We start from the raw sequence: 24,693 nt of genomic DNA, 5'->3' as shown, positions 1-24,693 counted from the left end.
TCATCCTGCCAGGACCGCGTCCTCGACGATGCCAAGGGCGCGGTCGAGGTCTTCCCTGGCAATGGTCAGCGGCGGCGACAGCGTCAGCACATTGCCCTGGCTGATCTTGAAGGACAGGCCGTTTTCCAGGCAGCGATAATAGACGCGCTCGGCCAGGGCATGGTTGGGCTGAAGCCCCTGCCGGTCCTCGACGAGCTCGACACCGAAGATCAATCCTCGGCCGCGCACGTCGCCGACATGGGCGGAGCGGGTCATCAGCTCGCGCATGCGGCCCATGGCGTGATCGCCCAGTTCTCTGGCGCGCTCGGCGAGGCCCTCCTCGCGGATGATGGCGATGGTGGTCAGCGCGGCCCGCGTGGTGACAGGGTTCTTTTCATGGGTGTAGTGGCCGATGGCGTAGTCGCCGGCGACATCGAGGTCGCGACGGGCGACGACGGCGGCGATCGGTAGGATGCCCCCGCCCAGCGACTTGCCGAGCACGAGGATATCGGGAGTGACGCCGTCATGCTCGGAGGCGAAGAATTTGCCTGTTTTGCCGAGGCCGGTCGGAATTTCGTCGAAGATCAGCAGCGTGCCATGCCTGTCGCAGGCCTCGCGCACGCTTTTCCAGAATCCCGGTGCCGGAACGAGCGGGGTCGCACGCATCGGTTCGGCGATGAAAGCGGCGAAATCGCCTTCGCGGGCCAGGACGTAGGAGATCATGCTGGCGCAGGCGCGGGCGGAGTCTTCCAGCGAATTCGTGCCGTAGGGGCAGTGATGCGGGGCCCAAGGCGCCACATGCTCGCTGCCCGGCAGGAGAGGGCCGGCGATGCTGGAGCGGAACGTCGCTTCGCCGCCGACGCTGGAGGCGCCGAAGCCGGCGCCGTGGAACGCATCCCAGAAGGACAGTGTCTTGAAACGGCCTGTCGCCGCGCGCGCCAGTTTGAGGGCAACCTCGATGGCGTCGGAGCCGCCCGTGGTGAACAGCACCTTGCCGAGATCGCCGGGTGCGAGTTCGGCCAGCGTTTCGGCCAGTTCGACGGCCGTCTCGCAGGTAAAGCGGCGGGGGGCGAAGGGCAGGGTGTCCATCTGCGCCCGGATCGCCTCCTTGAGGCGAGGATGCCCATAGCCGATGTGATGGACGCTGTTGCCGTGGAAATCCATGTAGCGCCGGCCGGCGAGGTCCTCGATCCAGATGCCCTCGGCCTTGGCGATGGTCGATACGCAGGGGCTGGAGAGGCTCTGGTGCAGGAAGGCATCGGCATCGCGCTGCAGCAGCGCAGCCGAGGGGGCGTGATGCTGCCTGGCGTTCCAGTCACGCCGCGCCTCGGCGGTGTTGGATTCGCCCTCGATATGGATCAGGGTCATGGTGCTTCACAGCCGGGCCGCGCCCGCTCCCCTCTTCAGTTGCCAAAAAGCTCGGCAATCGTCTCCTCGCCGAGAGCAAAACCGGTGCTCGCACCCGTACCGCTGGTCACGATCACCAGCCTGACGCCGTCGCAAGGGCTCAGGCGGAGCGCCTCGTCCTTCGACGAGGACGCGTAGGTGCCGACCCAATGGGCGATGGCACGGGGAGGCGGCGCGCGGAACAGAGCCTCGTATTCGGCCAGGATCAGGGCGTCGATTTCGGTGGAGGCGAAGGGATCCGGCGTGGCGCCGTAATGGTGTGAATCGCCCACGACGAGAGAGCCATCGGCCGATTGGGTGACGATGAGATGAACGCCGTTCGCCAGGGCGCTTGCCCGCTCGCTTTCGAGCCGCCGGCGCAGCGCCGCCGTTTCCGGCAATGTGGCAAAGGCGCCATAGCGCAGGAGGCTGAGATCGGACATCAGCGCCGATTTGAGCCGGAAGCCGGGATCGGCCAGGCGCAGCATCTGCAGCTTGCAGCGCCGCACTCTGTATTCCGCGATCGTGTCGCCGAAGAGTGTGGTGAGATCGTCGCCCGGACAGATCGCGATGCGCGAGGCCGCAACATCCCCGATGCTAGTGAGAAGCAGGCCGGGTTCGACGCCTCGCACCGCCGTGCCGAAGCGAAAGCTGACGCCAAGATGCGCTTGGAGCCATTCGACGAGGCGGGGCAAGGCGAGCGAGGATTCGACCCGCAATTCATGCGGGCTGAAGAAGCCGCCAATGGCAGAGGAACCGGCGAGGGAAGGTTCGCGCTCCGCCAGTTCGGCTGCAGTCAAGACCTGGCATGACGCGCCTTCCGGTGTGGCGCAGAAGGCCTCGATGGCGCCGAGAGCCTCCGGACGCTGGGCGGCGATCACCATGCCGCGGTGGAGGACGTCGATCTTCGCCTCGGCCGCCGTGGCTAGCCAGACCTCCCGGCTGCGCTGGGCGCGCCGATAGGAAGGACCCGTCGTCTGGCCGCTGACCACGACCAGGCCGAAATTGCGGATGGAAGCACCATTGGCCGCGCTGTCGCGATCGATGACCACCACCCGCAGCCCGCGCCTGGCTGCCGCGAGAGCATGGCCGAGGCCGACAATACCGGCCCCGACGACGGCAAGATCAAAGGTCTCGGGCATGAAGCGCTACCACGGCAACGAGAAGGTTTTGACGTTGGTGAAGGACTTCATCGCCTCGATGACGCCTTCTTTGTAGCCATTGCCCGAATCCTTGATGCCGCCGAAGGGACTCATCTCGATGCGATAGCCCGGCACTTCCCAGATGTTGACGGTGCCGACCCTGAGGCCGGTGATGAAGGCCTGCATGCGCCGGAAGTCGTTGGTGCACACGCCCGAGGACAGGCCGAAGGCCGTCGAATTCGAAAGAGCAATCAGGGCCTCGTCGTCATCCGGAGCGCGGATGATCGGAACGATCGGGCCAAAGGTCTCCTCCATGACGAGCTCGCTCGCATGCGGCACCCTGTCGACGACGATCGGCGGCAGCAGTGCGCTCTGGCGGCCGGGATCGTAGAGGATCTCGGCACCGGCCTCCGCCGCCATATGGACGCGCCTTTCGAACAAGGCGGCGGCCTTCTCATGCACCACCGTACCGAGCTGGGTGGCCGGATCGAAGGGATCGCCGAAGCGGATGGCCTTGGCGCGTTCGAGCACCAGGGGCACGAAGCGATCGGCAACTTTCTCCTGCACGAGGATGCGCTTGACGGCGGTGCAGCGCTGGCCGGAATTCTTGGTCGCGCCGGCGACGGCGAGATCCGCCGCCCTGGCGAGGTCGGCGTCATCGAGATCGTTGAGGATGATCAGCGGGTCGTTGCCGCCGAGTTCCAGGACCTGGCGCTTGTAGCCGGCCTTGGAGGCGATCATCTTGCCGACGGGCACGCCGCCGGTGAAGGTGATCAGGTCGATATGGGGATTGGTGATCATTTCATCACCGATCTCCGCCGGCCATCCCGTCACCACCGAGAGCATCTGCGGCGGCAGGCCGGCCTCGTAGAGAATGTCCGCCAGCACCAGCGCGGTCATCGGCGTGAGTTCCGTCGGCTTCACCACCACGCAATTGTTGGTGGCGATGGCCGGGGCCACCTTGTGCGCCACCATGTTGAGCGGGTGGTTGAAGGGCGTGATCGCCGAAATCGCCGTGAGGGGCTCGCGCTGGGTGAAGATCCGCCGCTGCTTGCCATGCGGGGTGAGGTCGCAGGAGAAGATCTGGCCATCGTCGTGAATGCACATCTGGCCGGCGAGCGTGAAGACGTCGAAGGCGCGCCCAACCTCGTAGAGCGAGTCCTGCTTGGAAATGCCGAGTTCGCTGGTGACGAGATCGGAAATCTCGTCCTTGCGGGCGTTGATGAGCTCGGCCGTCTTCAAGAGGATCTTCTGGCGGTCGTAGCGCGTGAGCTTGGACTGGTAGCCGGCCGCGATTTCGAAGGCCTGGCGGGCATGCTCGGCTCGCCCGGCCGGCACGGTGCCGACCACCGCATCGGTATAGGGATAGCGGACCTCGAGGGTCGCCTCGGCTTCGACCAGCCGGCCGGCGATCCGCATCGGTTCATGACGGACCTTGATGGTTTTCTCGGGGGTGTTCATTTTGGCTGAGCCGCTGCCAGGGTGGCGTAGTAGAAGGCGTCGAAATTGCGCAGGGTCGGCGCCTGCGGCAAATCGGGCAGGGGGCGGTTCACGATGAAGGGCACCGCCTGCTCGGTCAGGCCGCCATGCGAGCGCAGCGGCTCATCGAGGGCGGCGAGGTCGTGCCGGTGCTCGGAGGTGCCGATCGTCTTGTTCTCGCCCGAGACCATGACGATGTCGCCGATGCGGTCTTCAGGCAGTTCGAAGCGCCGGCACCCCTCCTCGCGCCCGAGCACCAGCGTCATGTCCTCGAGATCGCGCAGCCTGGCGATGATGGCTTCCCGGTCCGCGCCCTTAGGCAGATAGGCGGTGGCGAACGAGCCCAGCGCGCCGTGATGCACGACATAAGGGTCGGTGATCGGCAGGATGACGCGGGCGGCGTCCTTGCCGAGCCATTCATCCAGCAGGTCCTGGACATAGACCACGTTGGGCGAGCCGTCCGCATGATGCTTCGGCTTCATGCCGTGGTCGGCGGTCACGACGATGGCGGCGCCCAGTGCGTCGAGCTCGCCGAGATATCTGTCGAACATGGCGTAGAAGGCGTTCGCCTGCGGCACGCCGGGGGCATATTTGTGTTGAACATAGTCGGTCGTCGTCAGGTACATGACGTCGGGACGGAATTCGCGCAGCAGCTTGACGCCGGCGGCGAACACGAATTCGGACAGTTCCGCCGAATAGACGTCCGGCACCGGGCGCCCCAGCCATTTGGAGGCATCCTCGATGCCGTTGGCATCCTTGGTGGTGGTGCTGGCCTTTTCCGAGGAGAAGCAGACGGCACGGTCGTCGTCATAGGACAGGCCGTGGCCCAGGAGGGCGCGCAACTTGTCCTTGGCGGTGACCACGGCAACCTTGGCCCCGGCATCGTAGAATGCCTTGAACACCGTCGGCGCGCGCAGGAATTTGGGATCGTTCATCATCACCTCCTCGCCCGTTTCGGGGTTGTAGAGGTAGTTGCCGCAGATGCCGTGCACGGCAGGCGGGCGCCCGGTGACGATCGACAGATTGTTGGGGTTGGTGAAGCTGGGAATGACGCTGTACGCGGTGCTGGCCGTTCCCTTCTGCAGGATGCGCTCGAGCGCCGGCATCAGCCCGGCCTTGATGGCTTCGTCGAGATAGGCCGGCTCGCAGCCGTCGAGGCAGATGGCGATCGCCGGCACGCGCGGCCAGGCATAATTGCGCTCGTTGGCGGCGACCGAGACAGGGGACATGTGGTTCATCGAGGATCGATCCTTCAATACGGGGCCGCCTCAGGCGGCGAGCTTTGCGCGTTCGGCAATGGCGTCGGCGGGCGGGGCGGCGGAAGCGACCTTCATCTCGGCGAGAGACTGGCGGGCCGCCTCGACCACGTTGCGCATGACATGCTCATCCATCCGTCCGATGCAGCCGACGCGGAAGGAATCGACCACCGTCAGCTTGCCGGGATAGATGATGAACCCCTTTTGTTTCATCTGTTCGTAGAAGCGGCTGAAAACGAAATTCGGATCGGCCGGGCAGAAGAAAGTCACGATGATGGGCGAGAGCCAGGTGTCGGAGAGCAGCGTCTCGAAGCCGAGTTCGCGCATGCCCGCCACCATGACGTCGCGGTTCCTCATATAGCGGGCGCCCCGTGCTGCCACGCCGCCCTCGGCGGCATGCATGCGCAGGGCCTGCAGGAAGGCCGCCACCACATGCGTGGGCGGTGTGTAGCGCCATTGCCCGGTCTTCTCCATCGTGGCCCATTGCGCATGGACGTCGAGGCTGAGCGAATGGCTGATGCCCTGTGCCGCCTTCAGCGCATCCTTGCGGGCAATCACGAAGCCGAAGCCCGGCACGCCCTCGATGCATTTGTTGGCGGACGAGACCATGGCTTCGAAGCGGATTTCGTTGACGTCGAGCCGGATGGCGCCGAAGGCGCTCATGGAATCGATGAGGAGCTTGCGTCCCTTGTTCTCGACCACCGCGGCGATCTCGGCCACCGGGTTGAGGATGCCGGAGGAGGTTTCGCAGTGGATGGCGAGGACGTGGGTGATCCCCGGATCCGCATCGAGCGCGGCCGCGACTTCATCGCCGCGCGGGGGCAGGTAGTCGCCCTTGTCGATCAGGGTGTAGGGGCGGCCGATATAGCGCATGGTCTCGGCGGCTCGCAGGCCATAGGCGCCGTTGGCGAGGACGAGGACCTTGCCGTCCTTGGGGACGAAGGAACCGAGCATGGCCTCGACGCAGAACGAACCGGAGCCCTGCATCGGCACACAGTCATACTCGCCCTTGCTGTCGCCGGTCAGGGCGAGCAGGCCTTGCCGAAGCTCGACCGTCATGGCGCGAAAATCGGCGTCCCAGGAGCCCCAGTCGCGCAGCATGGCCTGCTTTACCTCGGCGGCGGTGGTCAAGGGGCCTGGCGTCAGGAGATAGGGCTCACCGAGCAGGGGAGGGGCAAAAGCTTGCGTCGACGCACCATCGTGCATGGGCCGGTCCTCATCAGATGCCGTTCGTTCGGCCACCATATAGGACCGGCCCAATCTATTCTAAAAATCGTTATTTTGTATCCGTGTATAAGCTGTGATTATATATGGGAGATGTCGTGCCTTGGGGATGATCGTCGATGCGCTATGTTCAGCTCCGCGCCTTTCACTATGTGGCGATTTCAGGCGGCTTTTCCCGCGCTGCCAGCGAATTGCTGCTGACCCAGCCGGCGATCTCCGACCAGGTTCGCAAGCTGGAGGAGGAATATGACACGCTCCTGTTCAACCGGCAGCGCAAGCAGGTCGTGCTGACGGAGGCCGGAGAACGACTTCTGGCTGTGACGCGGCGCATGTTCGAAATGGAGAACCAGGCTCTCGAACTCTTGTCGGAGTCCCGCTCTCTTCGGGCCGGGACACTCCGCATTGTCGCCGATGCGGCCCACCATGTGTTGCATATCATGGGTGAGTTTCGCCGGCGCTATCAGGGGGTCCATGTCACCGTCCGGTCCGGCAACACCGAAACGGTGATCAAGAGCCTGTTCAATTATGAAGCGGATATCGGTGTCGTGGGGGAGGTGCCGGCGGGCCGCGACTTCGAGATCATCACCCTCAACGCCACGCCGATCGTTGCCTTCGCTGCAGCAGACTTCGATCTCGGTGGCCGCAAGAGCCTTTCCTTTGCCGATCTGGCCACGATGCCGCTCGTCATTCGCGAGCGCGGTTCCAAGACCCGCAAGCGCCTGGAGGACGGGGCCGCCGATGCTGGTATCAGGCTGAAATATGCCATCGAGGCGGAAGGGCGCGAAGCCGTCCGCGAGATCGTGGCGTCGGGCGCCGGCCTCGGCTTCGTCTCCGAGGCTGAGTTCGGCAATGACGGCCGGCTCATGAGGATTCCGATCTCGGGCCCTCCGATGCTGATGGAAGAGGCGCTGGTCTGCCTGAGCGAGCGAAGCGACGCAAAAGCCATCCGCGCCTTCCTTGGAATTGCGAGGGAACTTGCCAACCGGGTCCCGATGAGCGGTTAGGCCCTTCTCCTTCTCGACAGCGGCAATGATCGGCCATGGCGAGGCATCGCTGCGGGGGCGAGCCTGGAAAATCGCTGCGGCAAGCCAGCTTGAGGTATTCCGGTAATCGGATGGTCCAGCGACAGGTGGCCCGGTCGCTGAGGTTTGGGTGGGGCGACCGGGCCTGGTTGACCAAGCGTTGCGGGGGCTCGGTCGATTTGGCTTCCGCTGGGGGCAGCAGAAGCAGGGACACGCTAGGCCGGCTTCTTGCTGATCAGAAGTTTTGTTATGTTAAATGTTGTTTCGTAAGGGCAGGGAGTGAGGCTTCTTGTGGTCGTGGAGCGTGATTTAGCCAGCCTGCCGTCGACCGCTGTCAGCTGGGCTATGGCCTGACCTCGCTCGGTGGGGAACGACCGCAGGAACGATGGCCGGGATCAGTTTGACTTCGCCGCCCAGCCGCCCAAGCAGGCGAGACTGCCTCGGGCATCCATTCAGCTCGTGGGCAGGAGTAGAATGACGCGCGTGTGAGGTGGCTTCCGAGGGGCGAGGAGTTGGCAGGATGACGAAACGATTTGAAATCGGCGATCACGTGACCTGGAATTCCGAAGCAGGCCGCGTATCGGGAACGATTATCGCGATCCATACGCGTGATTTCGACTATAAGGGGCACACGCACCGCGCGACGGAAGACGATCCCCAATATGAAATCAAGAGCGACAAGACGGACCACATCGCCGCTCACAAGGGCGCTGCCCTCGACTATGCGTGAAGTCGGCGCGTGACGCTGCCCTTTTTTACCATCGGCCATTCCAACCGGCGCATCGACGAGTTTGTCGACCTTCTGCGTCAGGCCCAGGTCGAACTGCTCGTCGATATCAGGAAAATCCCGATGTCGAGAGCCAACCCGCAATATAATCAGGATCGCCTGCCCGGCTCCCTTTCGGTTTTCCAGATTTCATATGATTACATCGCTGCGCTTGGTGGCCTTCGCAGCAAGTTCGGAACGCTATCCCGCGATCTCAATGGCTTTTGGACAAATGAGAGCTTTCACAATTACGCCGACTATGCACTTTCAGGGGAATTCCGCGAAGGCTTGGAGCGTCTGCGTAGCGAGGGGCGCAAGAAGCGCTCGGCAATCATGTGTTCGGAAGCGGTGTGGTGGCGATGTCACCGCCGCATCGTGGCGGACTATCTGATCGCCGAGGGAGAGACGGTTTTTCACATCATGGGAGAAGGACGCCTCGAGCGTGCGCACCTCACGACGGGTGCCATCATCGAAGCCGATGCGAGGATCATCTATCCCGCACGTCACGATCGCCCGGGCCCGGAGCACCCATGAAAGCCGGCCGGCATGTCCTTCGCCGGTCAACGACGTCACGCGGCAGCACAATGAGTACAGACCATTCAATGAAATCAGCGGCTGCCCTCGAGCCCGGCGTTTCAAAAGCGAGCGAACAGACCTCCCCGTTCGAGGCGCTGGTCAGCAGCATCCGCGTCTGCCGCATTTGCCGCGATGACCCCCGGTACGGCGTGCCGCTGGCTCATGAGCCAAGGCCGGTTGTTCAGATATCGGAAGATGCGCGTATCTGCATAGCCGGCCAGGCCCCGGGAACCCGGGTGCATCAGAGCGGGCGTCCCTTCGACGACCCATCCGGGGTACGTTTGAGAAGGTGGCTCGGAATTGATGAAGCCAGCTTCTACGATCCGGCGAAGTTTGCCATTCTGCCGATGGGATTTTGCTTTCCGGGGCTGGCTCCGAACGGCAGTGATCTGCCGCCTCGCCGGGAGTGCGCGGAACTCTGGCGCTCCAGGCTGTTTTCCCAAATGCCGAAGGTGAGGCTCCTACTGGTCATTGGTTCCTATGCCCAGCGCTGGCATCTCGGGCCGGAAGCCGGACGCTGGGGCGTCAACGAGACCGTCAAACGGTGGCGGGACGTCTATCAGAGCGATCCCCGGATGCGTAAGTTTCCATTGCCTCATCCGTCCTGGCACAACAACAAATGGCTGAACCAGAACCCGTGGTTCGAAACCGATGTGTTGCCGGTGTTGCAGGCGGACATACGGGATGTTCTTCTGCGATGATGGCGCTGACCTGCCGGTCAGCGCGGTCTCGTACCCCGCCTGCCATGGATGCACGATGCAATCGGCTGCTACCCTGGAGAAACGGCATCGGCCATTGCGAGTTTGGCAAGGCTGTCGTGCGGTGGATCAAACGCAAGCTTGCACTGCCAATGAAAAGTAATGACCTTGAGATTGTCGCCTTCCCGTTGTTCTCCGGACAGTCCGATCAAGCGTGTATCGACACTTCCATTTAACGGCTTGACGTCGATATAGGTGTGGCCGCGATTGGGATCGCCATAGCCGCCGGCCTGAACGGAATGTCCCGCATTCGTGGTGAAGCCCAAGGCCTTGATGAAGGGGTACTGGCCGGAGCTGTCGACGAAACCATTGGCTTGATCAATCCGCTCGCCCCCGGCCAATGCCAGGACCACATGCTCTTCACCTTCTCCGCCAACGCGGCCTTGTCCCATGCCGTTTATATAAAGTTCAAAGCCGGCAACCATGTCGGGCCGTGCCCACATCTCGACCCGCGTGACCTGGCCATCCGTCGCCTCCTGGTCGAACTCCTGATAATCCGGATATCGCCATTGCTGATATAGGCCAAACGGGCCGGTAGCGTATTCCAGGGTTGGCGGGGGAATGGGATCGGGGATGGTGACGTCGGGATCGCAATATTTCCAAAGTTGCCCGATGGCATTGTGGATATCGAGAGCCAGAGCGAGTTGGTTTTCCACTGTCTTCCTGTACGTTTTCTCCACATCGTAATCCGGCGTCGTAATATTCCGGTAGCCATTGTAGAGATCGACCAGGCTATTATCCACGGCGGCAATCATATTGCCCCGCCGTTCTAGAATTTGATTGCGCGCCGAATTAAGCAATCCCCGGTAATGCTCGATCGAATCTTGTATTTTCTGTTTCTGAGACGCTTTTTCTTCCTCGGAAGGCGGGATTTTGTAGTAATAGGAGAAATTTTGTAGATTTTCTCGCAGCGTCAACAACCGAAGCGTCGCAAATGGAACCAGAAACGAAAATCTTTTTTCCGGATTCACGTCATCGACAAAAAATGGCTCATATGTATTGACCATATTATACAGGCTGATGAAGCATTCGGATTTGAATGAGGGATCTTTCTCGGACGCATCGACGTAATTTCTTGCAGCGATATACAAGGATTCCAAGGCATTGTTCAGAGATTCGTAGGTCATCTGCCAGTAGACGCCGGCAACGGCCTGGTTGAGGTAATTCTGATACGATGCCCAGGTCTGATCCTTGTTGCCCGCATCCGGCCAAAGCCCCTTGACCAATGTGGAAAGGGCGGAGCCTACGCCTGGAATGAGCGTGACGGCGGACGCTACGACGGTACGAAAGAAGCCGTTAACCGTTTCGGCGTTGACGTAACCGTCGCTCTCGATTGCCGTCGGGGCTCCTTTGCCAGCGTCAACGAACAAGGGCGGCCGATAGTCATAGAGCCTGAAGCTGCTGATATTCCCGCCCATGCCATAGTCATCGAGGTCGTCGATCCGCGAATTGGGACCGAACCCTACGTTTTTTCCACCATAAGCGGCATCCTTGTAGACGATGAGCCAGGCGCGCGAGCCCGTTTCCAGCGAGTCCGGCTCATTGCCTTCCTTGCTGCCGTCGGACTGGGTGTGGTCGTCGAGGTTTCCGACCGCCAGGACGCTGCCTTCGGCATCGAATCGCAAGGTTGCGCCTTTGTGCCCGTCATCATCCCAGAACTGAACCCAGCAACCGTCCGTCATTGTTCGTTCTCCGCGTTGCGGCCAAGATCTCGAGCGGCCATGATGGTCTCACCGATCCCTGCTTTATGTTCGGCGACTGTTTTGGCGGTGGGTTTTGAAGATCGTTAATATCTATGCAAATAGAATTCAGATAAAATTTATTATAATACTTTTTCAAACTAAATACTTACTTTAGTTTGGTATTTTTTATTTGAATATACACAATTAACGAAGGTGGTTATTTGGTGTTCAGAGGGAAAATTAGACGGCATGTTAAGGTTTACGTCAACAGATCAATTCTCATGAATTCTGACGAATTCTAATATTACTGTGTCCTTCTTAAATATCACTGTGTAGAAAAGTGATCGATTCTGAGTATTCGTTCTCACTTGGTGCGGGAGATCTTGCTGGAAAGGTGCCTGCGGCTGAGAGGCGAGGATCGCCTGTCGGCAAGCACCGGCAAGACGTGAATCGTGTCCGAGAAGACGACGCGGGCAGCGGCCTGCGCAAGACTCGAAACGATGATGCCGGGGGCTCCGTCGCGACCGTGGCTGCCGGGGTTCATTCCATGGCGGCATTTGCGGTGAACGTATAGCCCACCCCGTAGACGACCCTGATCGGGGCGGGCACCTTCAAATGCTGTTCGACCTTGCGGCGCAGCCGGCTGACGACCGCGTCGAGATGGCGATTGTCGAAGTTGGAGCGGGGGCGCATCAGGATCTCGACGAGGTCCTCGCGCTGGCACACTTCGCCGCTTCGTTTGCACAATACGCTCATGAAGGCGAATTCGGTGGCCGTGAGCTTGAGCGCGTGCTGATTGGGCGCAATCAGGTGCCAGCCCCTGCTGTCCAGAATCCAGCGGTCTTCATTGCCCGGTCCAGCGGTTGGCGGCCCGCCGGCGCGGCGCAACAGGCTGCGGATCGCCGCTTCGACTTCCCGCAACGTGCTGTCCTTGACGAGATAGATATCGGCCCCGCTGTCGAAGCCTCGAATGCGATCGTCGCTGTCGCCGAGTGCGGTCAGCATGATGATGCCGCATGAGTGGGCTTGCCGGATCTCGCTGGCCAGTTCGAAGCCGTTGCCGTCCGGCAGCCCGATGTCGAGGACGACGACCGCCGGCGCTTCGCCGCCGGCAAGCGCCTTGCGCATGTCATGGGCCGTCGCAGCTGCAGTGGTGGTGAAGCCGCTCAGTTTGAGGAAATCGGCCAGATCCTTGCGCAGCCGAGGTTCGTCTTCGACAATCAGAATATGCGTCATACCGTTATTTCCTGCGGCATGGCCTTGCTGGATTGTGCAAGAGACAGGGGCACACGCACGACGGCCGTCGTTCCCCCGCGGTCGTTGCCGTCCAGGGTCAGCGTCCCGCCGTGATAGGCCAGAAGCCGCCGGGCCGAATACAGGCCGAGCCCGGTTCCGGTGATGGCCTTGGCGTTGGAGGCCCGAAAGAAGCGGCGCCCGATCCTGTCGAGTTCGGCATGGGGAATGCCTATGCCGCGATCGCGTACCTCGATCACCACCGTGCCTTGCTGCTCCCTCGCAGCGACGTGGATCGGCTCGTTGCCCGGCGAGTATTTCAGCGCGTTGTCGATGAGGTTGATGAGGACGGTCGCCAGCATATCCGGGTCGGCGCAGATGGAGATGATCGGGTCCTGGACAGTGAAGCGCAGGCGGTCGCCGCGCGCCGTCATGTCGAAATGCAGGCGCACATCCGCGATCAGGGAGCGCACTTCCATGTATTCGGGCTGAAAGCTGTTCTCCCGGTCTTCGGCCATGAAGCGATTGATCACGGAAAACAGCCGATTGAGTGCCTCCTGGATCCCTGAGAGCCGCTCCTGGGTCGCCGGCTGGGACTGGCTGCCGGTGAGGCCGATCATGTCGACGGCGTTCCGGATGATGGCGAGCGGCGTACGGAATTCGTGGCTGACCACGCGGGTAAAGTCCGCCTGCTCCTCACGCAGGGAACGCTCCGCTTCCAAGCTCGCATTCAGCCTGGCTTCGAGGCTTTTCCTTTCCTCCACTTCCCGCGAGAGGGCGGCATTCTTCTCGCGCAGGTCGGCGGAAAGCCTCGAACTGACCATGAAGAGCAGGCATGCGAAGAAGGCGATCAGGAACAGGGTACCTTGCAGCAAATACCAGGCATTGCGGTCGGCCAGGATCGGCGCGCTTTGGAAGTCTGCCGGCAAGCGGAATTCGATGATGCTCTGGAGCACGCTGGCCGACATATATTCGACAAGCACGGCGATCGTGATCCAGCGCAGGAGCGGCGGCTGCGTGCGGTCGCGCAGCAGCGCCAGGCACATCACGGACATCATCACGACGGTGAAGAACGTCGAGGCGTGAATGCGTGGTTCCAGGTCGGTCGGATCGATGGCAACCGAGATGCTCCAGGCCGCCACCTGGGAGATCAGGAGACAGATCCCGATCCAGCTATAGCGCGGTTGCCCGAGAAAGCGGGCGAGCCCCTCGGCGAGCAGGACCAGGCCGAGCTTGATGATCGTGTTGTGCAGGACGATGGCCCAGGGCGGAGGATCGTGTCCGCGCAGGAGCATCAACAAGACGCCCGCGGCAATGGCGATGAAGCCGGCCGCCAGGAACTTCAGTTCGTAAAGATGGCGCCACGCCCGCCAGACAAATATCCAGGCCACCGCCTGTAAAGCTGCGACGGCCATCGTGACGACCAGAAGGGTCTTGAGATCAAGCATCTCCCCGCAACTGCATAAGGCCCCTCCGCCGCATGGATTCTCGCCATCCAACACTTTGCAAAAGTCGTTCATATACGCAAGCGCGAATGCCGCTTGCAAGAATTGGTAAGAATTGATCGGAATTGATCGGTGGAGCGCTTCATCCAAGTAATTTTATGCTGGTTGGCATGATTGCGAGACCGTTCCTGAACGGTAGAGCGCATCATGTGGGGGAATCATGCCGGTCATTTCAGTTCATCATCGTCACCGGACCGCGCGTATGCTGGCACTCTTGTGCTCCACGGCTCTGCCGGCAGCCTTGCTGCCCACAGTCGCGCCGATGCCGGCCAAGGCGCAGGCCCTCTATGGCGCGACCGGCGGCCAGGCCAGGCCGGGTGGCGGCGCCGGCGGCAATGCGGGTGAGGCAGGCAGTGACGGCACCGGGGCGAATGCCGGGGCCGGTGGGGCCGCCGGAACGGTGGCCGATCCCGATGGCCGCGACGGCGATATGGGGGAGATATCGGGGGGCGGCGGAGGCGGCGGCTACAGCAACATCGTCAGCGGCGATATCTCGACGGACATCAGGGGCGGCAATGGCGGCAATGGCGGTCCTTCCGCCGACCGCGTCGGCGGCGGTGGGGCGGGCGGTGATGGCGTGCGCAACCTCGAGGCGGCTCCTTTCATTCATGTCAGCGCGACGGTTCGCGGCGGCAATGGCGGCAATATTCCCCCTCCTTCGAACTCAGCCGCCGGCGGTGGCGGGGCTGGAATCGTGCTGGAGAACACCGGCACGCTCATTCTCGATTCGGGCGGCAAGGCCATCGGGGGCAAAGGCGGTGGTGACCTCTTCGGCGAAGGCGCCTTCTCCGGCGGCGGCGGTGGTGCGGGAGTTATCCTGAATGCCGGCGGTGAACTGACCGTCCAGACAGGCGCGGGCATCACCGGCGGTGCCGGGGGAGCGCTGGCTAGCGGCGGCGCCGGCGTGGTGTCGGGCGGCGCTGCCAATGTGAGCAATATGGGCGAGATCACGGGGGGCGCGGGGGGCCTGGCAGCGCCTGCCGGGGCGGGTGTCCGGCTGCTCGAAGGCGGCAGCGTTATCAACGGCGGAACCATCCAGGGTGGCGACGGCGACAGCGGCGGCTTCGGCGGAAGCAACGGTTCAACAGGCGGCATCGGCAGCGGCGGTGCCCCCGGTTTCCAGCCGAATACCGTAACGGGAGGCTTTGGGGGCGCCGGCATCGTGGGTGCCAATCTCATTGTGATGAATGCCGGTACGATCGCTGGCGGCACCGGCGGCGGCCGGGCCAACGCGATCACCTTCACCGGTGGTGACAGCACGCTTTACCTGCGCAACGGTTCGGTCCTTATCGGCAATGTCGTGGTGGCGGGAGGCACCGGAACGTTGGTGTTGGGAGACTATGACACCTTGCCCTCGACACCGGCCTTCGACGTTTCCAAGATCGTTGATGCGGCAACAGCTGGGGCAACCGACGAGTTCGTCGGTTTCACCGGCTTTACCAAGATCGGGTACAATACGGTGACCTTGACCGGCACCGGCGCGCAGGACTGGAGCATCGAGCAGGGAATGCTGGTCGGCGACACCGACAGCCTTGGCGGCAATATCACCTTCACCAGTTCCTCGGGCAGCGGTGGCATCGTTGTCTTCGATCAGGACTTCGACGGCACCTATGCCGGCACGGTCGCGACGAATGCCGGTTCCACCGGGGGCCTCACCAAGCTGGGGACCGGCACATTGACGCTGACCGGCCATGCCGACATCGGCCCCGGCCCCGCGACCATCTCGGAAGGGCGGCTCGATATCACCGGCACGCTGGCGTCAGGCGTTGGCAGCGTGGACCATGCCGGTGATGCGCCGGGCTCGATGGCGTTGGTGCGTGTGGCCGGCGTCGGCGCAAGCTGGACGAATAGCGGCGACCTCACCGTCGGATCGACCGGTGCCGGTGCCCTGGACATCGCCTCCGGCGGCGCGGTGAGCAGCACTGGGGGCGTCATCGGTGCAGCGGCCGGATCGACCGGGAAGGTGACGGTCACCGGTCCCGCTTCATCATGGACTCTCGGCAGTTCTCTGCTGATTGGCGTGGCCGGCAATGGCACGCTCGCCATCGCCGACGGCGCGAAGGTGCTTTCCGGCGGTCCCCTGGGCTCCGTTGTGGGCTTCGGCCCAGGCTCCAGCGGTGCGGTGACGGTCGGCGGAGCCGGTTCGGTCTGGCGTAACGACAACGCCCTCTTCGTCGGCGTCGGCGGGACCGGCACGCTGACCGTCACGGATGGCGGTACGGCGCGGACCGGCGGCATCATGGGGCTTGCCGCGGCAGCCGGCTCCACCGGCACGATCAATATCGGCGCGAAGGCGGGCGAGGCTGCCGCCAGCGCCGGCGTGATCGATGCCGCTTCCATCCAGTTCGGCGACGGCGCGGGCACGCTGGTATTCAACCATACCGGCACGGATTACGCCTTCGCGGCCGGCTTGCAGAACGCGCCCCAGGGTATGGGCACGGGCACGCATCGCCTCGACCATCTGGCGGGAAACACGCGGCTGACCGGCGACAGCTCGACCTTCGACGGGATCACCACGGTGTCGGGCGGCACGCTTGCGGTGAACGGGGCGCTCGGCGGCACGGTGAATGTCGTCTCCGGCGGCACGCTTGGTGGCAGCGGCACGGTGGGAGCGGCGGGGATCACGACGACCATCGCCGATGGCGGCCATATCGCGCCGGGCAATTCGCTGGGGACATTGCATGTCGCCGGCAATCTTGCGCTGGCCTCCGGTTCCGTTCTCGACTTCGAGCTGGGCAGCCCGGGTGCCTCGGCCGGCGCGCCGGGAACGAGCGACCATGTCGATGTCGCCGGCGATCTGACGCTGGATGGTACGGTGAACCTGGCGCAAAGTGGCGATCCGTCCGATGGCGCGGCGGGCGTGGGCTATTACCGGCTGATGACCTATGGCGGCACGCTTACCGACAAGGGCCTCGAGATCGGCACGACGTCCGTGGCAGGGGACTACGAAATCCAGGCCGGCGGTGGCAATGTCGATTTGTTCGTCGCCGCGGGCGGCGACGACACGCTGCAGCATTGGCAGGGTGGCAACGGCACCTGGAACGCGGCGAACGCGCAATGGCTGAACCAGGGCAGTACCCTTCCGGTTGCCTGGGCCGGCAATCATGCCGTGTTCAAGAACGAGCCGGGCGGATTTAGCGGCGGGACGATCTCGGTCGAGGGCTCGCAAAGCTTCAAGGGCCTGCAATTCGTCGACAATGGCTACAGGCTGGAAGGCTCCGGCACGCTCCAGGTCGACGGTTCGGAGAGGGCGGATGGCAATGCGGAAATTCGCGTGCTGGCGAACACGACGGCCCATATCGCGACCACGATCGGCGGCACCGGCGGCATCAGCAAGACCGAGGGCGGTACGCTCGTCCTGGAAGGCAACAACAGCTACCAGGGCGGCACCAGCCTGCTCGGGGGCACGCTGTCGGTTTCGTCGGACGCCAATCTCGGTGCGGCTTCCGGCGCGCTGACCTTCAACGGCGGCACCTTGCAGGTGACGGGAACCGACTACACCGCCACGACGCGCGATATCATCTGGGGCGACAGGGGCGGCGGGTTCGACATCGCCGCCGGAGCCAATGTCTTCACGGTTTCGCAGACCCTTACCGGCTTGGGTGACCTGATCAAGACCGGGGCGGGCACGCTTCGCCTTGCCGGCGTCAACAGCTATGGCAATACCGGGGTTGCGGAGGGCACGCTGATCGGCAATGCGAGTTCGATCTCCGGCGATATCGCCAATGCCGGAACGGTGGTGTTCGATCAGGCGGCGGACGGCAGCTTCGCCGGCAATATCGGCGGCATGACGGGCACGGCGGGCACCATGATCAAGCAGGGCGCCGGCAATCTTGCCTTGACCGGAAGCTCCATCCTCGACTGGTCGATCCAGAACGGTGGACTTTCGACCGCCGCCGAGCGCTTCGGCGGCGATGCCGCCATCGGCTTGGGCACATCCCTCACCTTCGACCAGACGGCGAATGCCGCCTATGCCGGGGTGCTCACCGGAACCGGGCGGTTCGTCAAGGCGGGAACAGGCGCGCTGCTCTATGACGGCGACAGTTCGGATTTTGCCGGTACGACCGATATCACCGCCGGCGCGCTGATCGTCGGCTCCGATGCCGCGCATGCCGGCGCCACGCTCGGCGGCTCGTTCAACGTGCAGGATGGCGGCACGCTCGGCGGCCATGGCACGCTCGGTTCGGGCGCCGGTTCGACGGTGACGGTCGCCTCCGGCGGCACGCTCTCGCCCGGCAACTCCATCGGCACGCTCACGGTCGATGGCAATCTGGTCTTCGACACCGGCTCGACCTATCGGGCCGAGATCAATCCGGGGCTCGAGAGCGATCTGGTCGATGTCAGCGGCATCGCCACGATCAACGGCGGCACCGTCTACGCGCTCAAGGCTGGCGGCGTCTATACGCCCGGCAGCCGCTGGACCATCATCGACGCCGCCGGTGGCGTAAGCGGTACCTTCGATACCTTCGACCAGAACATGCCCTTCGTCGACCTGTCGCTGACCTATGACGCCAACCATGTCTATATCGATGCGGCGCGCAATGAAGTGGCGTTCTGCGATGTCGCCGTAACCCGCAACCAGTGTGCGACGGGCAACGGCCTCGAGAGCACCGGCGTGGGCAATCCCGTCTATGATGCGGTTGCCGCCCTTCCGGACGAGAACAGCGCGCGGCGGGCACTCGACCAGCTCTCCGGCGAGATCCACGCCAGCGCCAAGACCGCTTTGATCGAGGACAGCCGCTTCATCCGCGACGCCTCTGTCGACCGTATTCGTGCCGCCTTCGGAACTGTCGGGGCTTCCTCGGCCCCGATCATGGCCTATGGCCAGGATGGGGCACGGCTGGTGGCGCCGACCACGCAGGGCCTCGCCGTATGGGGCCAGGGCTTTGGCGCCTGGGGCCATGTCGGTGGTGACGGCAATGCCGCCAAGCTCGAGACTTCAACGGGCGGTTTCCTGGTCGGCGCTGACGCACCGTCCTTCGACAATTGGCGCTTCGGCGTGTTGGCCGGCTACAGCCGAACCACCTTCAAGGTCCGCGACAGGGCCTCGTCCGGCGACAGCGACAACTACCATCTCGGCCTCTATGGCGGTAGCCAGTGGGGGGCGCTGGGGTTGCGGACCGGTATTGCCTACACCTGGCACGACATGGACATCGGTCGCTCCGTTTCGTTCCCGGGGTTCAGCGAGAATCTGAAGAGCAAGGGCCGGGCCGGCACCTTCCAGGCGTTCGGCGATCTGGGCTATCGCATCGACACCTCGATCGCCGCCTTCGAACCTTTCGCCAACCTGGCCTATGTGAGCCTCGACACCGGCGGCTTCACCGAACGAGGCGGAGCGGCGGCGCTCCACGCCGATAGCCAGACGACCAGCACGGCCTTCACCACGCTCGGGCTGCGGGCCTCGACGAGCTTCGACCTTTTCGGCATCGCCACCACGGTGCGGGGTTCGCTCGGCTGGCGCCACGCCTATGGCGACGTCAAGCCGCTCTCGATCCAGGCCTTTGCGGGTGGCGCCGCCTTCACCGTCGCCGGCGTTCCGATCGCCAGGAACGCCGCCGTCGTCAGCGCGGGCATCGACATGGCCGTCTCGCGCAATACCTCCCTCGGCCTCTCCTATGACGGCCAGCTTGCCTCGTCGGCCCAGCAGCATGGTTTCAAGGCCAATCTGAGCATGAGGTTCTGAACATCGCCTCGCTGCCGGGCCTTGATGCAGGGCACTTCTCCATCAAGGCCCGGCTTCAGGCTGCGTCCAGCTTCGCCATGAAGGCCTTCAGCTCGTCCGGCGGCATACGCACGATGTGTTGTTCCCGAGGATAGGCGTTGTTTTCCACATCCGACACATATTCGCGGAAAGCTGCAATGCGCTCGGCCTGCAGGCGATCATATTCGGCGGCGAAATTGCGATAGACCTTGGAATGCCTGGGCATGTGGCCGCGGTTCATGCCCAAGATATCCTCGGCGAACAGATATTGCGCGTCGCAACCGGCGCCGGCGCCCATCGACAGCATGAAGAGGCTGGTGCGCTGCGAGATCGCCTCGGCGACCTCCACCGGCACCACCTCGATCTCTGCCCCGAAGGCGCCGGCCGCTTCGAGCTGCTTGACGGCCTCGAACACCTGGAGGGCGCTGTCGGCCGTCTTGCCGACGGCCTTGAAACCGCCGGTCCAGGTCTTGCGCGAGGGGATCAGGCCGACATGGCCGATGACGGGAACCGCCTCATCCGCCATGCGCTTGATCGTGGCATAGGAGGCGCTGCAATAGACGGCATCGGCGCCGGCCTTGATCATGCGGAACGACCAGCGCACGAAGTCGTCGGCCGTGCCGATCTCGTAGAAATTCTCGCCCGGCATGGAGAACAGGCTCGGGGCCGCATCGCGATAGTGCGGGTCGAGGATCAGTTCGGGCGGGATGGAGACGATGTCGACGCCGGCCCGCTCGGCCGCCTCGGCCTCCTCCAGCGTGGTGACGCGGAGCATGGTCAGCTGCCTCTTGCCCTTGAGGGCGCGCAGGTCGGCAATCGTGGGTCTGGTACGGGTCATTGCGTGGTTCTCACTCGGCCGCCGTGGCCACGGCCAATTCATGGAATTCGGCGCGGTAGGGCCGGGCGGTGGACGGCAGTTCGCGCAGCAGGAAATAATCTTCGTTGCGGAGCTGCCGCAGCACGATCGGAAACACCTCGCGATAGGCATGCCACATCGAAGGGTTGGGCTCCGGCAGGTCATGCTTGATCAGTTCATGCAGCCTGGGCAGGGCATGATAGGGCACCATCGGGAACATGTGGTGCTCCACATGGTAGTTCATGTTCCAGTAGATGAAGCGGCTGATCGGGTTCATGTAGACGGTGCGGGTGTTGAGCCGGTGATCCGTCACATTGTCGGCGAGGCCGATATGCTGGAGCAGCCCGGTCATCACCATGTGCCAGCAGCCATAGAGGCGGGGCAGGCCGATCAGCATCAGCGGCAGCCAGGACCAGGCGGCGAGCGCGGCGACGATGGCGGCAAGATAGATCGCCATATGCCAGCGTGCCGCCGTCACGGCCTTATGCCGTTCCATCTCGGGAATGAAGCTCTGCTCGTCGGGCGTCAGGATCCCCAGCGCGTTGCGGCCGAGGGCGATCAGCGAATACCAGGCGTCTATGATGCCCGCGAAGTTCAGCACCAGCCGGATCAGGTCCGGCGGCCTCATCACGGCGATCTCGGCATCCCGCCCGACGATGATGGTGTCGGTGTGGTGGCGGGCATGGCTCCAGCGCCAGGTGACGGGATTGCGCATCAGCATGAAGCTGGCGATCTGGTAGACCACGTCGTTCATCCAGCGGGTGCGAAAGGCGGTGCCGTGGCCGCATTCGTGCCAGCGCGAGTCGCTCGAGGAACCGTAGAGCACGCCGTAGACGAAGAAGAAGGGCAGGCACCACCAACTGCCCCAGAACCAGATGCCGCCGGCCGCGGAGGTGAGGATGGCGGCAATCCAGATGACGGTGTCGCGGATCGCAGGTCCGTCGGAGCGTTGCATCAGCTCCTTCATGACCTTGCGGGGAATATCGGTGTGGTACCACTCCGCCGACGCCAGTCCCGTCTCGATGGCCTGGCGCGTGCTTTCGCCGACCAGGCTGTAGTCCCGTTTCCTATGCATCGTCGCCATGGCCATGCCGTTCATTTCGTGTGGTTTTCCGCGGCCTCAGCCCGCGTCTTCCCTGTCTGCGCCGCCCCCGTCACGAGCGTCCCTCCAGGTGCGGAAATAGTCCGGAGGGCAGGGGGAAATCCTCCTGGGGCTGCCGGGCGATGCCGGTGATGAGGTTTTCCGCCGCCGCGATCTCGTCGCCGCCATCGAGGACCTTGAAGGTCGCGTCGTAGCGGCGCTCCTCGCCATGCTCCAGCCAGATCATCTCGCCGCGCTCGCGCGCGGCGAGGTCGCCGAGAACGTGATGCGTCGAGGGCTCGATGCCGAGGACATATTCGCCGGGCTGGAAGTTCTGCCATTGATAGAGGCAGGGCAGTTGGTCCCGTCGCGTCACCACCATCAGTCCCAGGCCGATGCGGTCGTTGACGAGGGCCACCGGCTGCTCGCCGGCGGCATTGGCGGCGAGCCTGTGCTGCCAGACCTGCTCGCGGAAGCCGGCCTGGGGGGCAGGGGCCACGCGATAGCCGACCGCCTGCCGGCGATAGGCCTCGCCGTCATGGGCCGCCCAGGCGACATCCTCGATGGGGGCGAGGTAGCGCGAGCCCTCGTCGAGCACAGGATGGCCGATATTGATGTGGTAGAAATACATGTGCGGCGTGCGACGGAAGCCGTGATTGACCACGCGGTCGCTGATGCGGATCTCGTTGCCGCCGAGATCGGCCTCGATGCGCCGCAGGAGATGCAGGTCCTCGCCGAACACGGCCGATTGCTGCACGATGCCCTCGGCCCAGAGCACGCAGCGCTCGCCGTTCCAGCTCTCGCCATAGCCGGTCAGGCGGGCCGGGATGGTGCCGATGCGGCCATGCAGCGAATGCTTGATGCTCTTCTTGCCCGGATAGTTGTAGCTGTCGGCCGGTGTTTCCTCCGGCCCGAGGATATGGTCGAGGCCGCAGGTCACCAGGAGGCCCGAGAAGGAACGGGCCCAGGCAAGACCGCTTTCCCCCTCATACTCATGCAGGGCCGGATGCCGGAAGCCGGTCGGGGAATGCCAGCCGATCGATTGCCCCCGATACTCGCAATCGGCGATGTCGAGAGCCCGGTCGACCAGCACGGTGAAACGCAGGCCCGTGCCGGTGCGGAATTCCAGCATGCGGATACCGCGCTCGACGCCGTCGCCCAATGTCATCAGCCGCACGCCGGCGAATTGCGACAGCATGCCGGCGCGTTCGCCAATCTGGCGGCGCGTGAGGGGGCGTCCGAACAGTTCGACCATTCTCAATGCGCCTTCGCGTCCTTGAGCAGCGCCTTGATGTCGACGCCCATGATGATGCCTTCCACGGTGAGGAGGTCGGTCTCCGCCACCGTCTTCTCCGCGACGATCTCGCCGCGGCGCATCACCACGAGGCGGTCGCAGACTTCGAAGACATGGTGGATGTTGTGGGTGATGAACAGCACGCTGTGGCCGGCATCGCGCATGTCCCTGACGAAGCGCAACACGCCATGGGTCTCCTCCACGCCGAGATTGTTGGTCGGCTCGTCGAGGATGATCACCTTGGCGGCGAACTGCATTGCGCGGGAAATGGCGATGGATTGGCGCTCGCCGCCGGAGAGCGTCGAGACCAGGGCATCGGCGTCGAGCTTCTTGGAAATGCCGACGCGTTTGAGCAGGGCCGCCGCCACCCGGCGCAACTCGCCGAAGTCGATGGGGGCGAACACGCCGAGCCAGCTGAGCTTCACCGGCTCGCGGCCGAGGAAGAGGTTGCGTGCGATGCTCAGATCCGGCGCCAGGGAGGTGTCCTGATGGATCGTCTCGATGCCGAGATCCATCGCATCGCGAGCCGAGCGGATGGAGGCCTTGTCGCCGCGCACATAGATGGCGCCGCCATCGCTCGGGTGGACGCCGGAGATTGCCTTGATCAGGGTGGACTTGCCGGCACCGTTGTCGCCGAGCAGGGCGACGACCTCGCCTTCGCGCAGTGTCAGCGAGGCGCCCTTGAGGGCCTGCACGCTGCCGAAGGATTTCTGCAGGTTTTCGAGCCGCAGCACTTCGCTCGTCATCAGCGCCTCCCGCCATTCTTCTGCAGCAGGGCGTGCAGGATCAGCATCACCAGGATGATGCCGCCGAGGAAGATGTTGTAGGCCAGGCCCGGCACGCCGATCAGCACGATGCCGTTGCGGATGGCGCGCAGCATGAGGACGCCGACCACGGTGCCGAAGATGGTGCCGCGCCCGCCAGTGAGGGCGGTGCCGCCCACCACGACCATGGCGATGACCTCGAGCTCATAGCCGGTACCGGCCACCGGGGAGGCGGCGGAGATGCGGAAGGCGCTGATCATGCCAGCGAGCCCGGCCAGCACCGAGGTCAGGATGAACAGCCAGATCTTCACGGCATCGGCCGGCACGCCGCGGGCAAGCGCGGCATTGCGGTTCGAGCCGATGGCGCTGATCCAGTTGCCGAGCTTGGCATAGTTTAGCAGATAGATGCACAGGGCGGTGAGGCCGATGAACCACCACAGCGAGGTGTAGAGCTTGAAGGCTCCGGCCTGGAAGCTGCCGGCCAGCAGCGTCACGAGGGGGCCGGGCTGGTCCCACGACTTCAAGGGGAAGCCCTGGGTGATGTAGAGTGCCACGCCGCGCAGGATCAGCAGCATGGAGAGGGTGACGAGGAAGGAGGAGATGCCGATCTTCGTCACGATCACGCCATTGACCCAGCCGATCGCGACGCAGAGGAGGAGGCCGACCAGCAGCGCCGGGCCGATATCCATCACGCCCTGCTGCACCAGCAGCATCACCAGCACCGGCGCCAGCGCGAAGACGGCGCCGACCGAAAGGTCGAATTCGCCTGCCGTGAGCAGCAGCGTCATGCCGAGCGCGATGATGCCGAGCTCGGGCAGGAACGCCATCATATTGGTGATGTTGAGCGGGGAGAGGAAATTGGCGTCGGCCACGGCGAAGCCCGCCAAGGCCACGACGAGGATGACGAGCGACGCCATCTGGGGCGAGCGCGGCAGGCTCGCCCGCAGGTTCCTTCTGGGAGTGCTGTTTTCCACGACCAAAGCCATGAC

General features: G+C 63.7%; 18 protein-coding genes. 5 read left to right on the top strand and 13 right to left on the bottom strand.

Going from position 1 to position 24,693, the window contains the following annotated elements:
* From BA190_RS01370 to BA190_RS01350, 5 genes are read right to left on the bottom strand one after another with little or no spacing between them, the layout of a single operon-like run.
* Window positions 1–1,347 (bottom strand): aspartate aminotransferase family protein, encoded by a 1,347-nt coding sequence (locus BA190_RS01370; RefSeq protein ID WP_068281610.1) that lies wholly within the window; start codon window positions 1,345–1,347, stop codon window positions 1–3.
* 35 nt (window positions 1,348–1,382) lie between these two features.
* Window positions 1,383–2,507, bottom strand: coding sequence for a TIGR03364 family FAD-dependent oxidoreductase (locus BA190_RS01365; RefSeq protein WP_068281609.1), 1,125 nt, complete (start codon window positions 2,505–2,507; stop codon window positions 1,383–1,385).
* A gap of 6 nt (window positions 2,508–2,513) precedes the next feature.
* Window positions 2,514–3,968, bottom strand: coding sequence for a phosphonoacetaldehyde dehydrogenase (gene phnY / locus BA190_RS01360; protein WP_068281608.1), 1,455 nt, complete (start codon window positions 3,966–3,968; stop codon window positions 2,514–2,516).
* On the bottom strand, window positions 3,965–5,224 hold the full coding sequence (phnA, locus tag BA190_RS01355; protein WP_068281607.1) for a phosphonoacetate hydrolase: 1,260 nt from the start codon (window positions 5,222–5,224) through the stop codon (window positions 3,965–3,967). The genes phnY and phnA overlap by 4 nt, the downstream gene beginning before the upstream one ends.
* A 30-nt stretch (window positions 5,225–5,254) precedes the next feature.
* A complete protein-coding gene (locus tag BA190_RS01350; protein ID WP_068281606.1) occupies window positions 5,255–6,448 on the bottom strand; it encodes a 2-aminoethylphosphonate--pyruvate transaminase in 1,194 nt (397 codons plus the stop codon).
* Window positions 6,449–6,585: 137 nt separating this feature from the next.
* On the opposite strand from BA190_RS01350, the gene BA190_RS01345 reads away from it, so the two are divergent.
* The 4 genes from BA190_RS01345 (at window position 6,586) to BA190_RS01330 (ending at window position 9,531) form a co-directional block, all read left to right on the top strand.
* Window positions 6,586–7,470, top strand: coding sequence for a LysR substrate-binding domain-containing protein (locus BA190_RS01345; RefSeq protein ID WP_068281605.1), 885 nt, complete (start codon window positions 6,586–6,588; stop codon window positions 7,468–7,470).
* Window positions 7,471–8,008: 538 nt separating this feature from the next.
* Window positions 8,009–8,218, top strand: a complete 210-nt coding sequence (locus tag BA190_RS01340) for a DUF2945 domain-containing protein (RefSeq protein WP_068281604.1) — start codon at window positions 8,009–8,011, stop codon at window positions 8,216–8,218.
* A 9-nt stretch (window positions 8,219–8,227) separates the two neighbouring features.
* Window positions 8,228–8,788 (top strand): DUF488 family protein, encoded by a 561-nt coding sequence (locus BA190_RS01335; protein ID WP_068281603.1) that lies wholly within the window; start codon window positions 8,228–8,230, stop codon window positions 8,786–8,788.
* 50 nt (window positions 8,789–8,838) lie between these two features.
* Entirely contained in the window at window positions 8,839–9,531 is a 693-nt protein-coding gene (locus BA190_RS01330; RefSeq protein ID WP_371260271.1) for a uracil-DNA glycosylase family protein, read from the top strand.
* A gap of 68 nt (window positions 9,532–9,599) precedes the next feature.
* Here the strand turns inward: BA190_RS01330 and BA190_RS01325 are convergent, their stop codons facing one another.
* The 3 genes from BA190_RS01325 to BA190_RS01310 form a co-directional block, all read right to left on the bottom strand.
* Window positions 9,600–11,270 carry a hypothetical protein gene (locus BA190_RS01325; RefSeq protein WP_068281601.1) on the bottom strand — a complete coding sequence of 557 codons (1,671 nt, stop codon included), beginning with the start codon at window positions 11,268–11,270 and terminating at the stop codon, window positions 9,600–9,602.
* 540 nt (window positions 11,271–11,810) lie between these two features.
* A complete protein-coding gene (locus tag BA190_RS01315) occupies window positions 11,811–12,506 on the bottom strand; it encodes a response regulator transcription factor (RefSeq protein ID WP_068281599.1) in 696 nt (231 codons plus the stop codon).
* The gene (locus tag BA190_RS01310; RefSeq protein ID WP_068281598.1) at window positions 12,503–13,951 is read right to left on the bottom strand and encodes a HAMP domain-containing sensor histidine kinase; all 1,449 of its coding nucleotides are present in this window, start codon (window positions 13,949–13,951) and stop codon (window positions 12,503–12,505) included. Before BA190_RS01310 ends, BA190_RS01315 begins: the two co-directional genes overlap by 4 nt.
* A gap of 259 nt (window positions 13,952–14,210) precedes the next feature.
* Here BA190_RS01310 and BA190_RS35035 point away from each other — a divergent pair, with 259 nt between their 5' ends.
* On the top strand, window positions 14,211–19,691 hold the full coding sequence (locus tag BA190_RS35035; protein WP_082979367.1) for an autotransporter domain-containing protein: 5,481 nt from the start codon (window positions 14,211–14,213) through the stop codon (window positions 19,689–19,691).
* A gap of 55 nt (window positions 19,692–19,746) precedes the next feature.
* On the opposite strand, the gene BA190_RS01300 is transcribed toward BA190_RS35035, so the two are convergent.
* The 5 genes from BA190_RS01300 to BA190_RS01280 all read right to left on the bottom strand — a co-directional run bounded on the left by BA190_RS01300 (window position 19,747) and on the right by BA190_RS01280 (window position 24,690).
* Entirely contained in the window at window positions 19,747–20,547 is an 801-nt protein-coding gene (locus tag BA190_RS01300) for a 3-methyl-2-oxobutanoate hydroxymethyltransferase (protein WP_068281597.1), read from the bottom strand.
* Window positions 20,548–20,557: 10 nt separating this feature from the next.
* Window positions 20,558–21,655: a fatty acid desaturase family protein gene (locus BA190_RS01295; RefSeq protein WP_371260280.1), complete on the bottom strand. Its 1,098-nt coding sequence runs from the start codon at window positions 21,653–21,655 to the stop codon at window positions 20,558–20,560.
* A gap of 64 nt (window positions 21,656–21,719) precedes the next feature.
* The gene (locus BA190_RS01290; RefSeq protein ID WP_068281596.1) at window positions 21,720–22,901 is read right to left on the bottom strand and encodes an aldose 1-epimerase family protein; all 1,182 of its coding nucleotides are present in this window, start codon (window positions 22,899–22,901) and stop codon (window positions 21,720–21,722) included.
* 2 nt (window positions 22,902–22,903) lie between these two features.
* Window positions 22,904–23,686: an ATP-binding cassette domain-containing protein gene (locus BA190_RS01285; RefSeq protein ID WP_068281595.1), complete on the bottom strand. Its 783-nt coding sequence runs from the start codon at window positions 23,684–23,686 to the stop codon at window positions 22,904–22,906.
* Window positions 23,686–24,690, bottom strand: coding sequence for an ABC transporter permease (locus tag BA190_RS01280; RefSeq protein ID WP_082979366.1), 1,005 nt, complete (start codon window positions 24,688–24,690; stop codon window positions 23,686–23,688). Before BA190_RS01280 ends, BA190_RS01285 begins: the two co-directional genes overlap by 1 nt.
* Window positions 24,691–24,693 lie beyond the last annotated feature (3 nt).

This window comes from Labrys sp. WJW, from assembly GCF_001676615.1.
Lineage (GTDB): Bacteria > Pseudomonadota > Alphaproteobacteria > Rhizobiales > Labraceae > Labrys > Labrys sedimenti.
Note: the sequence above shows the minus strand (reverse complement) of the source record. Positions and strands in the feature narration are given on the sequence as shown.